At 68.3% G+C, this 14,405-nt stretch carries 16 protein-coding genes; 7 read left to right on the forward strand and 9 right to left on the reverse strand.

Annotation, left to right across the window (positions count from 1 at the left end):
• Positions 1 to 5: 5 nt before the first annotated feature.
• Positions 6 to 908, reverse strand: coding sequence for a LysR family transcriptional regulator (locus MKI84_RS15865; protein ID WP_241621125.1), 903 nt, complete (start codon positions 906 to 908; stop codon positions 6 to 8).
• A 125-nt stretch (positions 909 to 1,033) separates the two neighbouring features.
• Between MKI84_RS15865 and MKI84_RS15870 the strand changes: the two genes are divergently transcribed.
• Positions 1,034 to 2,536: a CoA-acylating methylmalonate-semialdehyde dehydrogenase gene (locus MKI84_RS15870; RefSeq protein WP_241621127.1), complete on the forward strand. Its 1,503-nt coding sequence runs from the start codon at positions 1,034 to 1,036 to the stop codon at positions 2,534 to 2,536.
• 123 nt (positions 2,537 to 2,659) lie between these two features.
• On the opposite strand, the gene MKI84_RS15875 is transcribed toward MKI84_RS15870, so the two are convergent.
• On the reverse strand, positions 2,660 to 3,076 hold the full coding sequence (locus MKI84_RS15875) for a hypothetical protein (RefSeq protein WP_241621128.1): 417 nt from the start codon (positions 3,074 to 3,076) through the stop codon (positions 2,660 to 2,662).
• 93 nt (positions 3,077 to 3,169) lie between these two features.
• On the opposite strand from MKI84_RS15875, the gene MKI84_RS15880 reads away from it, so the two are divergent.
• A complete protein-coding gene (locus MKI84_RS15880) occupies positions 3,170 to 3,871 on the forward strand; it encodes a helix-turn-helix transcriptional regulator (protein ID WP_241621130.1) in 702 nt (233 codons plus the stop codon).
• Between the two features lie 70 nt (positions 3,872 to 3,941).
• The gene (locus MKI84_RS15885; RefSeq protein WP_241621131.1) at positions 3,942 to 4,313 is read left to right on the forward strand and encodes a VOC family protein; all 372 of its coding nucleotides are present in this window, start codon (positions 3,942 to 3,944) and stop codon (positions 4,311 to 4,313) included.
• Between the two features lie 57 nt (positions 4,314 to 4,370).
• Here MKI84_RS15885 and MKI84_RS15890 read toward each other — a convergent pair whose 3' ends face one another.
• The 3 genes from MKI84_RS15890 to MKI84_RS15900 are packed head-to-tail and all read right to left on the reverse strand — an operon-like array spanning position 4,371 to position 7,346.
• Complete coding sequence (locus MKI84_RS15890) at positions 4,371 to 5,306, reverse strand: prephenate/arogenate dehydrogenase family protein (RefSeq protein ID WP_241621133.1); 936 nt, start codon at positions 5,304 to 5,306, stop codon at positions 4,371 to 4,373.
• Positions 5,296 to 6,417: a histidinol-phosphate transaminase gene (hisC, locus tag MKI84_RS15895; RefSeq protein ID WP_241621267.1), complete on the reverse strand. Its 1,122-nt coding sequence runs from the start codon at positions 6,415 to 6,417 to the stop codon at positions 5,296 to 5,298. The genes MKI84_RS15890 and hisC overlap by 11 nt, the downstream gene beginning before the upstream one ends.
• Before the next feature lie 56 nt (positions 6,418 to 6,473).
• A complete protein-coding gene (locus tag MKI84_RS15900; RefSeq protein WP_241621135.1) occupies positions 6,474 to 7,346 on the reverse strand; it encodes a chorismate mutase in 873 nt (290 codons plus the stop codon).
• A gap of 159 nt (positions 7,347 to 7,505) precedes the next feature.
• Between MKI84_RS15900 and metX the strand changes: the two genes are divergently transcribed.
• Positions 7,506 to 8,705 carry a homoserine O-acetyltransferase MetX gene (gene metX, locus MKI84_RS15905; protein WP_241621137.1) on the forward strand — a complete coding sequence of 400 codons (1,200 nt, stop codon included), beginning with the start codon at positions 7,506 to 7,508 and terminating at the stop codon, positions 8,703 to 8,705.
• 35 nt (positions 8,706 to 8,740) lie between these two features.
• Complete coding sequence (metW, locus tag MKI84_RS15910) at positions 8,741 to 9,373, forward strand: methionine biosynthesis protein MetW (protein WP_425353854.1); 633 nt, start codon at positions 8,741 to 8,743, stop codon at positions 9,371 to 9,373.
• 10 nt (positions 9,374 to 9,383) lie between these two features.
• Here metW and arfB read toward each other — a convergent pair whose 3' ends face one another.
• The 3 genes from arfB to MKI84_RS15925 are packed head-to-tail and all read right to left on the reverse strand — an operon-like array spanning position 9,384 to position 11,051.
• On the reverse strand, positions 9,384 to 9,812 hold the full coding sequence (arfB, locus tag MKI84_RS15915; RefSeq protein WP_241621139.1) for an alternative ribosome rescue aminoacyl-tRNA hydrolase ArfB: 429 nt from the start codon (positions 9,810 to 9,812) through the stop codon (positions 9,384 to 9,386).
• Positions 9,813 to 9,819: 7 nt separating this feature from the next.
• Entirely contained in the window at positions 9,820 to 10,314 is a 495-nt protein-coding gene (locus MKI84_RS15920; protein WP_241621140.1) for a cyclic nucleotide-binding domain-containing protein, read from the reverse strand.
• A 50-nt stretch (positions 10,315 to 10,364) separates the two neighbouring features.
• Entirely contained in the window at positions 10,365 to 11,051 is a 687-nt protein-coding gene (locus MKI84_RS15925) for a response regulator transcription factor (RefSeq protein WP_241621142.1), read from the reverse strand.
• 179 nt (positions 11,052 to 11,230) lie between these two features.
• Between MKI84_RS15925 and MKI84_RS15930 the strand changes: the two genes are divergently transcribed.
• A complete protein-coding gene (locus MKI84_RS15930) occupies positions 11,231 to 11,797 on the forward strand; it encodes a L,D-transpeptidase family protein (RefSeq protein ID WP_241621145.1) in 567 nt (188 codons plus the stop codon).
• 3 nt (positions 11,798 to 11,800) lie between these two features.
• On the opposite strand, the gene MKI84_RS15935 is transcribed toward MKI84_RS15930, so the two are convergent.
• The gene (locus MKI84_RS15935) at positions 11,801 to 12,466 is read right to left on the reverse strand and encodes a YggS family pyridoxal phosphate-dependent enzyme (protein WP_241621148.1); all 666 of its coding nucleotides are present in this window, start codon (positions 12,464 to 12,466) and stop codon (positions 11,801 to 11,803) included.
• A 263-nt stretch (positions 12,467 to 12,729) separates the two neighbouring features.
• Between MKI84_RS15935 and MKI84_RS15940 the strand changes: the two genes are divergently transcribed.
• Positions 12,730 to 14,325, forward strand: a complete 1,596-nt coding sequence (locus MKI84_RS15940; RefSeq protein WP_241621150.1) for a sensor domain-containing diguanylate cyclase — start codon at positions 12,730 to 12,732, stop codon at positions 14,323 to 14,325.
• The last annotated feature ends 80 nt before the right edge of the window (positions 14,326 to 14,405 follow it).

Consider the following 14,405-nt stretch of genomic DNA (forward strand, 5'->3'; position numbering starts at 1 on the left):
CCAGCCTATGGCCCGCCGTCTTCGGCACTGACGAACCGGCCGCGCGCCGCGCGCACCGCCTCCACGATGAAGTTCTCGACCTCGCGGATACGCCGGAGGTCGTGAATATCGGCATGGGTGACCAGCCAGTAGGCGCGGCGGAAGCTCAGTTCCGGGAGCAGCCGCACCAGTTCGTCATGTCCGCGCGCGGCATAGTCGTGCAGGATGCCGATGCCGGCTCCCGCGCGCACCGCCTCCATCTGCCCGACCACGCTGGCACACTCCAGCCGGCGCGCTTCGACCTCGCGGAACGCCTCGAAATAATCCAGCGCCGGTGAATAGACGAGATCGGACACATAGGTGACCAGCAGCCTGTCCTTCAGGCTCGCGAGGCTCTCCACCGGCCCGGTGCGGGCCAGATAATCGCCGCTGGCATAGACCCCCAGACTGTAATCGGTGAGCTTTCTCGCGATCAGCCGGCCCTCGGAGGGGCGCTGGAGCGTGACCGCGATGTCCACCTCGCGCTTGGGCAGGGAGAAGCTGCGGGGCAGCGGGGCGAGCTGGATGGTGAGGCCGGGATTCGCCTCCGCCAGCGCGCCGAGGCGGGGCGCGAGAAAATAGGTGCCGAAGCCGTCCGGCGCGCCGATCCGCACCGTGCCGGCCAGCGCGAGGTCGACATTGCCGAGCGCGGACTGCGCCTGCAGCATCTCGGTCTCCACCCGCTCGGCATGGAGCAGCAGCCGCTCGCCGGCAGGGGTCAATGCGCTGCCGGTGGTGCGGCGCTCGATGAGCTTGCTCCCCAGCCCGGCCTCCAGCGCGGCAAGCCGGCGGCCGACCGTGGCGTGATCCAGCCCGAGCTGGCGCGCCGCCGCCAGCATCTGGCCGGCCCGCGCCACCGCGAGGAAGATGCGCAGATGATCCCAATCCATTCCCGGCCGATAGCAGTTCCGGCATGGCTGCACAACGGATGGGTGAAACTGGCCGTTGAAGTGGGAAGTTTCACAACGCACAACAGCGTCACACAATCACGCCTTCAGGCAAGCGGGAGCAGCGCATGGCGGTCATCGGGCACTACATCGACGGCAAGATCGTTACCACCGCCCTCAGCACCGCCGGGCGTTCGTCGCCGGTGTTCGATCCCTCGACCGGCGCGCAGTCGGGCGAGGTGCTGCTGGCCACCGGGGCGACGGTGGACGAGGCCGTGACCGCTGCGGCCAGGGCGTTCCCGGCCTGGGCCGACACGCCGACGCTCACCCGCGCCCGCATCATGTTCAAGTTCAAGAGCCTGCTGGAGCGCGACATCGACGCGCTGGCGACCGCGATCACCAAGGAACACGGCAAGACCTTCGAGGATGCCAAGGGCGAGGTGATGCGCGGCATCGAGGTGGTGGAGTTCGCCTGCGGCATTCCCCATCTCATGCGCGGCGACTTCACCGAGCAGGTGGCGCGCGGCGTCGACGTATTCTCGGCCCGCCATCCTCTAGGCGTGGTCGCCGGCATCACCCCGTTCAACTTCCCGGTTATGGTGCCGATGTGGATGTTCCCGGTGGCGCTGGCCTGCGGCAACGCCTTCGTGCTCAAGCCCTCCGAGAAGGACCCGACCCCCTCGCTGATGCTCGCCGAGTTGCTGGCCGAGGCCGGGCTGCCGGCCGGCGTGTTCAACGTGGTGCAGGGCGACAAGGTGGCGGTCGACGCGCTGCTGTCCCACAAGGATGTGGCGGCGGTGAGCTTCGTCGGCTCCACCGCGATCGGCGAATATGTCTACCGGACCGCCTGCGCGAACGGCAAGCGCGCCCAGGCGCTGTGCGGCGCCAAGAACCACCTCGTGGTGATGCCGGACGCCGATCTCGACAAGACGGTCGATGCGCTGATGGGCGCGGGCTACGGCTCGGCCGGCGAGCGCTGCATGGCGGTCTCGGTCGCCGTGGCGGTGGGCGGCGTCGGCGACGCGCTGATGGAGAAGCTCGTTCCCAAGGTGCGCTCGCTCAAGGTCGGCCCCGGCCTCGACAAGGACAGCGAGATGGGCCCGCTGGTGACAAAGGAGCACCTCGCCAAGGTCTCGGCCTATGTCGATGACGGCGTGGCGGCGGGCGCCGAGCTGGTGGTGGACGGGCGCGGCCTCAAGCTGCAGGGCTACGAGAACGGCTATTTTCTCGGTGGCTGCCTGTTCGACAACGTCACCCCGGACATGAAGATCTACAAGGAAGAGATCTTCGGCCCGGTGCTCTCGGTGGTGCGCGTCGACCGCTATGACGACGCGCTCAAGCTGGTCAACGACCATGAATACGGCAATGGCGCCGCCATCTTCACCCGCGACGGCGACGCCGCCCGCGCCTTCGACCGCGACGCCAAGGCCGGCATGATCGGCATCAACGTGCCGATCCCGGTGCCGGTGGCGTTCCACTCCTTCGGCGGCTGGAAGCGCTCGGTGTTCGGCGACCGCAACGTCTACGGCATGGAGGGCGTCGGCTTCTACACCAAGATGAAGACCACCACCGCCCGCTGGCCGACCGGCATCCGCGAGGGCGCCCAGTTCGTGATGCCGACCACGGGGTGACATCGCCCAACGCTGAAACGCGTCATCCCGGACGGCCGAGGCGGCCGGGCCGGGATGACGATCTTCCGCATCCCTGCGTCATGCGAGGGCGCCGGCCGGCCTCGAAGCTCGCCGGTGCCGCGCTCAACGCTTCATATCCGGGCACAGATAGGGCGCGGTGGCGGCGACATAGCGCTGCTCCAGCGTGTCGCGCCCGGCCTTCACCTTCAGCACCAGCACATCCTTTGCCGGCATCGCGACCTTCGCGGTCAGCCGCGCGCCTTCCTCGTCCCAGGCGAGGCTGTCCGGCCCGGTGCGCTGCCATTTGCGCAGCGTGTAGGTCTCCCAGCACGAATCCATGACCAGCGTGCCGTCGGCGAGGAAGATGCGCATCACGCCCGGCAGGCCGTTGCCGGGCTTCTCCTCGACCCAGACCCGGCCGACCAGCGCCTGCGTCACCTCGGTTTTCGCCTCGGCCGGCACCGCGAAGGCCGGCACCGCCAGCGCGGCGCTGACGACGAGCGGCAGGGCGAGGGCCGCAGAACGGGCGGAAAATGTCATGGCGTGTCTCCTGTGGCGGGAACGGTCGCTATCGCACCCGAACATGGCTTTTCCGCTGCCAGTTTCCGTCAGTAGCCGTGCTATCCTCGCGCCATGTCGCGTTCCGAACGGCTTTTCGACCTGGTGCAGGTGCTGCGCCGCCACCGCCATCCGGTGAGCGGGCGCGTGCTCGCGTCCGAGATCGGGGTGAGCCTGCGCACGCTGTATCGCGACATTGCCAGCCTGCAGGCGCAGGGCGCGACCATCGAGGGCGAGCCGGGCGTCGGCTATGTGCTGCGCCCCGGCTTCCTGCTGCCGCCGCTGATGTTCACCCCGGAAGAGATCGAGGCGCTGGTGCTCGGCTCGCGCTGGGTAGCGGGGCGCGGCGACGGCCCGCTGGCGGAAGCCGCCCGCTCGGCGCTGGCGCGCATCGGCGCGGTGCTGCCGGCCGATCTGCGCGAAGAGATGGACGCCAATTCGCTGTTCATCGTTCCCGGACCTGACATTCCGGCCGACATCATCGACGCCGCGCTGCTGCGCAAGGCGATCCGCACCGAGCACAAATTGCAGCTCACCTATTGCGACGCCGCCGGGACGCCGAGCGAGCGCGTGATCTGGCCCTTCGCCCTCGCCTTCTTCGATCAGGTGCGGCTGCTGATCGGCTGGTGCGAGCTGCGCGGCGCGTTCCGCAGCTTCCGCACCGACCGCATTGCCAGCGCCGAGATGGCCCCGCTCCGCTACCCGACGCGGCGGCCGGAGCTCATCCGGCAATGGAAGCTCGTGAAGCACGACATGCCGGACCACGGTCAGGAATAAGGCACCGTTGACTGCTGACAGTTTCTGGCAGCATGGCGCGATATGTTCCCCTCTTCAAGGGGACCTCTTCATGCAGCACGCCAGCAAAATTCTGCTCTATGTGAGCGATACCCGCGCCAGCACCCGGTTCTACGGCAATGTGCTGGAGCGTGACCCGATCGAATCCGGCCCGGATTTCGTGTCCTTCCCGCTGGCGCCCGGTGTTCAGCTCGGCCTGTGGCGGCGCGACGGGGTGAAGCCGACGCCGCATCTGCGCGCCGGCGGCAACGAGATCGGCTTCGCGGTCGAGGACCGGGCAGCGGTCGATGCCGCCTATGAGTGCTGGGCCGCCAAGGGCGTGCCGATCGCGCTGCCGCCCACCGACCTCGACTTCGGCCGCTCCTTCGTCGCGCTCGATCCCGACGGCCACCGGCTCCGGGTCTATGCGGCGAATGGCGGGTGAGGCATGCGTGCCCTCTTCCTCACGGGGAGGGCACGCCAACCATTGAGGTCGACGCCCCTATTTGCGCTCGCGGCCGAAGTCAGGCGCAGCGGTTTCCTGACCGATCTCGATGATCGAGCGGCGGATGGCGCGGGTACGGGTGAACAGGTCGAACAGCGTGTCGCCCTCATTCCAGCGGATCGCCCGCTGCAGCGCGATCAGATCCTCGGTGAAGCGGCCGAGCACCTCGATCACCGCCTCGCGATTGTTGAGGAAGACGTCGCGCCACATGGTCGGGTCGGACGCCGCGATGCGGGTGAAGTCGCGGAAGCCGCCAGCGGAATATTTGATGACCTCGGATTGGGTGACCTCTTCGAGGTCCGCCGCCGTGCCAACGATGTTGTAGGCGATCAGATGCGGCACATGCGAGGTGATGGCGAGCACCAGATCATGGTGCTCGGCGCTCATGGTCTCGACATTGGCACCCATGGCCTGCCAGAACGCGCTTACCGCCGCCACCGCGACCTCATCCGCGCCGTCCGGCGGGGTGACGATGCTCCAGCGGTTCTGGAACAGCGTGGCGAAGCCGGCATCGGGGCCGGAATATTCGGTGCCCGCGACCGGATGCGCCGGCACGATGTGCACGTTTTCCGGCAGATGGGCGGAGAGTGCCTTCAGCACCGCGCCCTTCACCGAGCCGACATCGGAGACAATGGCGCCCGGCTTCAGATGCGGGGCGATCGCCTGCGCGACCGCGGCCATGGCGCCGACCGGCACGCACAATATGACCAGATCGGCCCCCGTCACCGCCTCGGCGGGGGTGACGGCGACCTCGTCGGCAACGCCCAGCTCGGCGACGCGGGCCCGCACCGGCTCGCTCGCGTCATAGGCGACGGCGGCCCCCGCCAGCGCGCGGGCCTGCACCGCGCGCAGGATCGAGGAGCCGATCAGCCCGATGCCGATGACGACCAGCCGGCCGACCAGCGGGCGCGGCAGCGGCGGATCAAGTACCATGGGAACCACCCATGAAGTCACGCAGCGCCGCGACCAGCGCGTGGTTGGCCTCTTCCGTGCCAATGGTCAGGCGCAGCGCGGTCGGGATGCCGTAGGAATCCACCCGGCGCAGGATCAGCCCACGTTCCATCAGGAAGGCGTCGGCCTCCTTCGAGGTCTTGCCCGGCTCCAGCGGGAAATGCACCAGCAGGAAATTGGCGACGCTCGGCGTCACCTTGAGGCCCAGCGCGATCAGCTCGGTGGTGAGCCACGAACCCCAGCGCTCATTATGCGCCACCGCCGCCTCGACATGGGCGGCGTCCTCGATCGCGGCGGTCGCGGCGGCGATGCCGGCGGCGGACACGTTGAAGGCGCCGCGCACGCGGTTCACCGCGTCGATCACCTCGGCCGGCCCGTACATCCAGCCCACGCGCAGCGCGGCGAGCCCATGGATCTTCGAGAAGGTGCGCAGCATGACGACGTTCTGGCAGGTCGCCACCAGCTCGATGCCGGCCTCGTAATCGTTGCGGCGCACATATTCGGCATAGGCGGCGTCGAGCGCCAGCAGCACGTTGGGCGGCAGGCCCTGCTGGAGCCGCTTGATCTCGTCGAAGGGCAGATAGGTGCCGGTGGGGTTGTTCGGGTTGGCGAGGAACACCACGCGCGTCGCCGGCGTCACCGCCGCCAGCAGGGCGTCGACGTCGCTGTGATAGTCGCGCTCGGGGGCGATCACCGGGGTCGCGCCTGCGGCCAGCGTGGCGATGCGGTAGACCAGGAAGCCGTATTGCGAATACAGCACCTCATCCCCGGGACCGGCAAAGGCCAGAGCCAGCAGCGTGATCAGCTCGTCCGAGCCGGTGCCGCAGACGAGGCGGGCGGGATCGAGGCCATAGGTCTTGCCGATCGCCTCGCGCAGCTTGGTCGCGCTGCCGTCGGGATAGAATTCCAGTGCGTCGGCACCGTGGAACGCCGCGACCGCCTTCGGGCTCGGGCCGAGCGGGTTCTCATTGGCGGAGAGCTTGTAGACCTTGGCCGCGCCGCCGGCATGCGCCTTGCCCGGCACATAAGCCTCGATCGCCAGCACGCCCGGACGCGGGACGGGACGGGACGGGACGGATGCGGCGGAGGACATGGCGGAGGACATCAAACGGCTCCAGATGGGGAAAGGGCAGGCGCGGCGGGGTGGGTTCAACCCTGCGGCGAATGGGTATAGCGGCTGGCGTGGCTGCCGACGAGGGCCGCCGAACGCACCGAGGCGCCGGACGCGCGCAAGGCGCCGAGCACGGCTTCCAGCCCGCCGGGCGGCTGAAGCGGGATCGACACCAGCAGCGCCGCGCCGTCGAGCCCGCGATCTGGCACCGCGATGACGTCCGCCAGCGGGGCGATGGCGCGGGCGGCATGGGCGTTCCAGCCGGCGACGCGTACGCTCCAGGTCTCGACCTCCGCCGCCGCGCCTTCGGTCACCGGATGGGCGATGCAGAACACCGGCAGGCCGGCGGGATGGTCCGCGCGCTCGACGAAGGGGAGGCGGGCGATGATCTTGGGCGCGCTCTCGCCTTCCAGCGCGGTCCACCAGGCATGACCGCCGGGCGGGGAGAAGGCCGGCACCAGGCCGAGATCGCCCTTGGAACTCGCCACCGACGCCACCACGCCCGCCGCGCCCATATGGGTGGCCAGCGGCACGGTGAAGCCGAAATGGAAGCGCGTCGTGTCGCGCATCGGCGCCTCGCCGGAGGAGAGGTCGGCATGCACCGCATAGGGCGCCTGCACATAGGTGAAGGTCGAGATGATGACGCGCCAGATGCCTTCCACCGTATCGACGGGGAGGATACCGCGATGGCGGTCGACGATCATCCGCATCATGGAAGCCTCGCGCGCCGGGCGGAAGGCCGAGCCGCTCTCCGCTCCCCGCGAGCGCTTGACCTCGACCAGCCGGTCGATGATCTCGCCGCGCTCGATCAGCAGCGCATGCATGTGCGCGTCGATACGGTCGATCTCGGCGCGCAGCCCGCTCAAGGAGTCAGCGGGGGAGGCCGCCGGCATATCGTCAGTCTTCTCCATGGGCGGTTGTCCTAGACCCGCGCGCGGCTCTCGCAAAATGAAATCTGCGTCCCCATTATAAAGCGCTCCATATTGACAAGCAGGCGCCGTGGGATCATCGGATCGTCCGTTATATCGAACTATTTGTCCGGTAGGACGATTGGCACGGCAGACAGGCCCATGAGTAATCCGGTTCCCGAGCTTTCCGATTCCCGTCCCGATGCCGCGATCACCGTGGCGCGTGCGGAGGCGGACCATCCCCATTCCGCCGTGGTGACCTTCGGCGCGGACCGGCCGCTGACGCTCGACGCCGGCACCGATCTCAGCCCCTTCCAGATCGCCTACCAGACCTATGGCACGCTGAACGCCGCGCGCTCCAACGCGGTGCTGCTGTGCCATGCCCTGACCGGCGACCAGCACGCGGCCAATATCAACCCGGTCACCGGCAAGCCAGGCTGGTGGGAGACCATGGTCGGGCCGGGCAAACCGATCGACACCGAGCGCTTCTTCGTCATCGCCTCCAACGTGCTGGGCGGCTGCATGGGCACTACCGGCCCGTCTTCGCTCAATCCGCTCACCGGCCAGCCCTACGGGCTCGACCTGCCGGTATTGACCATCCGCGACATGGTGCGCGCGCAGTCCATGCTGATCGACCATCTCGGCATCGAGCGCCTGCTCGCCGTGGTCGGCGGCTCCATGGGCGGCATGCAGGTGCTGCAATGGGCGGCGAGCTATCCCGAGCGCGTGTTTGCCGCAATGCCGATCGCCACCGGGGCGCGCCATTCCGCCCAGAACATCGCCTATCACGAGGTCGGCAGGCAGGCGATCATGGCCGATCCGGACTGGCGCGGCGGGCGCTATCTCAATGAGGGCACCAGCCCGCGCCGCGGCCTGTCGGTCGCGCGCATGGCCGCGCACATCACTTATATGTCGGATTCCTCGCTGCACCGGAAGTTCGGGCGCCGGCTGCAGGACCGCGACGGCCACACCTTCTCGTTCGACGCCGATTTCCAGGTGGAGAGCTATCTGCGCTACCAGGGTGAGGCCTTTGTCGGGCGGTTCGACGCCAACTCCTATCTCTACGTGACCCGCGCCATGGATTATTTCGACCTCGCGGCCGATTATGGCGGCGTGCTGGCCAATGCCTTCAAGGGCACGAAGACGCGGTTCTGCCTCGTCTCCTTCACCTCGGACTGGCTGTTCCCGACGGCGGATTCGCGCGCGGTGGTTCATGCGCTCAACGCCGCCGGCGCCCCGGTCTCCTTCGCCGAGGTCGAGAGCGACAAGGGGCACGACGCCTTCCTGCTGGAAGAGCCGGAATTGTTCGCCATCACCCGCGGCTTCCTCGATTCCGCCGCGCGCGCCACGGGTGTCGCATGATGTCCCCCCGCGAGAAGCTCGCTCACGACCTCACCATGCGCGAGGCCGCGCGCGCCGCCTCGGGAACCCGCGTCGACCTGCTGCTGATCGCGCAGATGGTGACGCCGGGCTCGCGCGTGCTCGATGTCGGCTCCGGCGACGGCGAGCTGCTGGAACTGCTCGCCACCACGCGCGGCTGCGACGCGCGCGGCATCGAATTGTCGCGTGAGGGCGTGAATGCGGGCGTGGCGCGCGGGCTCGCCATCATCCAGGGCGACGCCGACATCGACCTCGCCGACTACCCGGACGATTCGTTCGACTATGTGATCCTGTCGCAGACCATCCAGGCGACGCGGCGGCCGAAATGGGTGCTGGAGCAGATGCTGCGCGTGGGCCGGCGCGCCATCATCTCCTTCCCGAATTTCGGCTTCTGGCGCATGCGCATGGACCTGCTGCTGAACGGGCGCATGCCGTCGACCGACAATTTGCCCTATAGCTGGCACGACACGCCGAACATCCATTTCTGCACCATCCGCGATTTCGTGGCGCTGGTGGACGAGGTCGGCGCCCGCATCGAAAGCGCCGCCGCGCTCGACGCCTCCGGCCATCCGGTGCGCTTCAAGATGCCGTGGTGGGTGTGGAACCTGCTCGGCGAGCAGGCGGTGTTCCTGCTGACCCGCAAGGGGTGAGCGACGGGCGTCAATCCTCGTCGCGCACCGGCTTGCCCTGCCGCCCCGCCTTGATGCCGGAACGGCGCGCCTTGGTCTCCAGGCGGCGCTTCTGCGAGCCGAGCGTCGGGCGGGTCGGGCGGCGCGTCACCTCCACCACGGACGCCTGCCGCACCAGCTCGACCAGACGGGCGAGGGCGTCCTCGCGGTTGCGCTCCTGGGTGCGGTAGCGCTGGGCGACGATGACGATCACGCCCTCATTGGTCAGCCGCCGTCCGGCAAGGCGCTCCAGCTTCTCCTTCACCCAATCCGGTAGCGTCTTCGATCCCCGCACGTCGAAGCGCAGCTGCACCGCGGTCGAGACCTTGTTGACGTTCTGCCCGCCGGGCCCTGAGGCGCGCACGAAGGTTTCGACGATCTCGTCCTCGTCGAGAAACACCCGTGGGGCGATCGGGATCACGGCGGGGTCAGCGTCGCGCCGAGGGGCGGGCCGGCGGCTCGATCGCTTCCAGGTGCAGGCGCACCATGTCGAGCTCGCCGAGCATGTTCGAGACCTGATCGCGCAGCGCGGCGGCGAGCCGGGCGGCGGCCTCGGGGTAGCTTTCCACCGTGCGCATGAAGATGACGCGCGAAATGCGCAGCACGGTGGATGTTTCCAGCGCGATCGCGGTGGTGCCGCGCTTGGTCTCGGTGATCAGTGCGATATCGCCGAGCAGCACGCCCGGCCCCGCCACCTGCCGCGCGCCGCGCCGGCTATGGCCGGGTTCGTCGCGACTCACCGAAAAGGAGCCCGCGGTGACGACAAAGGCGGATTCGGCAAACTGACCCTCGCGGAACAGCACCTCGCCCTCGGCAAGGCTGCGACTGTCGGCACTGATCGCGATCGCCCGCAGCCCCTCGCGTCCGAGAAGCTGCAGCATCGGCACGCGCTCCAGCAGCGCTATGTCGTCGTCGATCGGCATCGGGCGAGCCAACACTCCGGCAGGCGGCGCGCCGAATCAGCCCGGCGCGCTCATGGCAGCAATTTGTACCCGCCCGCCTCCGTGGCAAGAAGGTTTGGATGCGAGGGGTCCTTCTCGATCTTCTGGCGCAGCCGGTAAATGTGCGTTTCCAGCGTGTGCGTCGTCACGCCGGAATTGTAACCCCACACCTCCTGAAGCAGGATTTCCCGGGCAACCGGCTTCTTTCCAGCGCGATAAAGGTACCTTAGTATTGCGGTTTCCTTTTCGGTAAGCCGGATCTTCGAGTTGCGTTCTGTCACCAACATTTTCGCGCCGGGGCGGAAGGTGTATGGCCCGATGGTGAAAACCGCGTCCTCGCTCGCCTCGTGCGAGCGCATCTGTGCCCGGATCCGCGCCAGCAGCACCGCGAAGCGGAACGGCTTCGCCACATAGTCGTTGGCGCCCGCTTCCAGCCCCATGATGGCGTCGCTGTCGGTGTCGTGGCCGGTGAGCATGATCACCGGCGCCTTGAAGCCGTTCTGCCGCATCTGGCGCACCGCCTCGCGTCCGTCGCGGTCGGGCAGGCCGACATCCATCAGCACGAGATCGATACGGCTGGCCTCGACCTCGCCGATCGCAGCCTGCGCCGTATCGGCCGAAACGACCTCGAACTCGTCATACAGCGCCAGCTGCTCGACCAGCGCCTCGCGCAGTTCGTTGTCGTCGTCGACCACCAAAACCCGTTGAGCATTCGCCATCTACGCTTCCCAATACGCTGTCCGACCACCCGGCGCGCCCGCCGCCCTTCGGCAGAATGGCAGGTGACATGGGGTCGATTTCCGTCTTGTCTCCGGAAGTAGGGCAGTCTGCGCATCAAGGGCAAGCCGCGCCAGGCCGGCACCGTGTCACCCCTGACGTGATCGTGAACGGAAATCGCGTGAAGAAGAAGGTCTTTCGTGAGGAAAAAGCAACAAAAGCCACCTGGCGGCCCCGGCTGCTGAAAGTGGCACCCCGTCCGGGAGCGCCCACGCGCGGCTTTTTGCTGCTCGATGGACGGATGATTCCCGTGGCGCTCGGCCGCTCCGGCATCCGGCACGACAAGCGCGAGGGCGATGGCGCCACGCCGGCCGGGCGCTGGCATCCGGTGGAGCTGCGTTGGCGCGCCGACCGCGGCACCCGTCCCGCCACCGGCCTGCCGGCGCGGCAGACCCGGCGCGCGGATGGCTGGTGCGATGATCCCCTGAGCCCGGCCTATAACCGCCCGACCCGGCTGCCGATGCGGGCTTCCCATGAGGAGATGTGGCGCGCGGACGGGCTGTACGATCTGGTCGTCGTGCTCGATCACAACAGGCGCCCGCGCAAGGCACGCGGCGGCTCGGCGGTGTTCCTGCATCTGGCGCGCCCCGGCTTCGAGCCCACCGCCGGCTGCATTGCGTTCCGGCCCGGCGATTTCCGCCGCGTCCTCGCCCGCCTCTCGCCGCGCTCGGTGATCCGCGTCGGCTGAGCGCTAGCGGTGGCCGAAGATCGCGCTGCCGACGCGCACATGCGTGGCGCCAAGCGCGATCGCGGTTTCGTAATCCCCGCTCATGCCCATGGAGAGCGTCGTCAGTCCGTGGCGCGCGGCGATCTTGGCCAGCAGCGCGAAATGCGGTGCCGCCGGCTCGTCGGCGGGCGGAATACACATCAGCCCCTCGACGGCGAGCCCATGCACCTCGCGGCAGTCGCGCAGGAAATCGTCGGCCTCCAGCGGCGCGATGCCGGCCTTCTGCGGCTCCTCGCCGGTGTTGATCTGCACCAGCAGGCGCGGCGCCGGCTTTTCCGGCATCCGGGCGATCTCCTTCGCCAGCGCGCTCGCCAGCGAGGGCCGGTCGACGGTGTGGATCACGTCGAACAGGGCCAGCGCCTCGCGCACCTTGTTGGTCTGGAGCGGGCCGATCAGATGAAGCTCGACGCCGGCGAAGCGCTCGCGCAGGCCCGGCCATTTTGCCTTCGCCTCCTGGACGCGGTTTTCGCCGAACAGGCGCTGGCCGGCCTCCAGCACCGGCACGATGTGCTCGGCCTCGAAGGTCTTGGAGACCGCGATCAGCTCCACGGCATCGGGGGCGCGCCCGGCATCGCGGCAGGCCTGGGCGATCCGCGCGCGCACTTCCTCGAGACGATCCGCCACGCCCATCTGCCCACACTCCCCGTTCCGGCCCAGCGCGAACGCTTGGGAACCGGCGCCCGGCTTGTCAATAGCCGGCGGAATATCCCGGTGCGAAGTTTCCTTGCGGCAAGCACGCGGCATTGTTAACGTCGGCCTTGGGCGATTTCCTATCCTGCGGGCAACAACACGACGTGACCGAAGATCGGGACGCTGGCGGAGCGCCCCTCTCCAAGCCGGAACAGCGACCAGCTCAAGGATTCGCCTTCGCACGAGGGCGGTTTCCCCGGCGCGTGGTCAGCCTGCGAACCCGCCTGGTGGCGCTCGCCATCGTGGCGATGACGGTACTGATCGCCGAGCGCGTCATCGGCATCATCAGCCTCCATGCCACCAATCTCGAAGCCAAGGAGCGGGAGGTCCTCGACCTCGCCGAGCAGGGCGCCGGCCATTACGAGAAGGTGCTCACCGGGGTCCGCTCCATCCTGGTGACGCTGGCCGCCGAAGCCCCGCACCTGACAGCTGCCCAGAATTGCAGCATGCTCCACCATGTGGTGGACGCCTCCTCCCTGGTGGAATCGCTGTCCATCGTCGACCTCGACGGCGTGGTCACCTGCTCTTCGCAGGAGGTCGGCATCGGACTCGACGTGTCGTCGCGCGAACATTATCTCATCGGCATGAAGGGCCTGCCCTCGCTGACGACGGTCACCCGCAGCTACGCCACGGCGGCCCCCTCTATCTACGCCTCGCAGCCGGTGATCGCCGAAGGCGGCAACGTCACCAGCATTCTCGTCGCGCGGTTGTCGCTGAATGACATGTTCCCGCGCTCGGCGATCGGGCGCATCAGTCCGAACGCTGAAATCATCATGGTCGACCCCGAGGGCGTGGTGATCCAGGCACAGCCGGATTCGCCGGGCCTCGTCGGCAAAAATCTGCGCTCGACCGAATTCGTGTCCCGCGCCCTCAGCCGTACCCGCGGCACGGTCATCGCCGACGGCGTGGACGGCGTGAGCCGGATCTATGGCTTTCTGCGCCTGCCCTCCAGCAACATGCATCTCCTTGTCGGGCTCGACAGGAATGCCTTGACCGCTCAGGTCGAGAGCGCCACCTGGCGCGCCGCGACCACACTGCTGGCGGCGAGCTTCATCATTTTCCTGGGCCTCTGGATCGCCGGCGAGCGTCTCATCGTCGCCCCGGTGCTGACGCTCGCGGCCCGCCTCGCCCGCTTCGGCCGCGGCGAGGACGACCAGCGCGAACAGGATGGCACGCTGATCACCGAGTTGCAGCCGCTCGTCGTCGCCTTCGAGGCAATGGCGGACGAGCTGACCCGCCGAGAAACCGCGCTGCGCAGCGCCAATCGCCGTCTCAATTCGCTGGCGAGCCTCGATCCGCTGACCGGCATTGCCAACCGGCGCAGCTTCGATTCAGTGCTGGCCCTGCAATGGAGCACGTCGCCGAACCTCGCCATGCTGATGATCGACATCGACCGCTTCAAGCTGTTCAACGACCGCTACGGCCACGGCAAGGGCGACGAGTGCATCCGCCGGGTGGCGCAGGCCATGATGTCGACCATTCGCGGCACCGACGTCATCGCGCGGATCGGGGGCGAGGAGTTCGCGGTGATCATGCCGGGCGCCGACATCGGACCCGCTCAGGAAGTAGCCCAGCGGCTGCGCCTGGCGGTGGAGCAGCTCGCCATTCCCCATAGCGGCGGCCAGAACGGCGTCGTCACCATCTCCATAGGCTGCGCCGCCGGGCGGCCGGGGCCGAATTTCACCAGCGCCGACCTGCACCAGGCCGCCGACAAGGCGCTCTATGCCGCTAAGGAAGCCGGCCGCAACACGGTGCGCTCGGCGCCCCCCTTCGAGGTGCGCGCCTCGAATGTCTCCTGAGGTTCGGGACCGGCCTACCAAGGTTGACCCGGCGCGTGACTTCGTGTCCTAGTCCCGGCCCATCGGCCTGGCGCCGGCGC

Source organism: Ancylobacter gelatini, assembly GCF_022601675.1.
Lineage (GTDB): Bacteria > Pseudomonadota > Alphaproteobacteria > Rhizobiales > Xanthobacteraceae > Ancylobacter > Ancylobacter gelatini.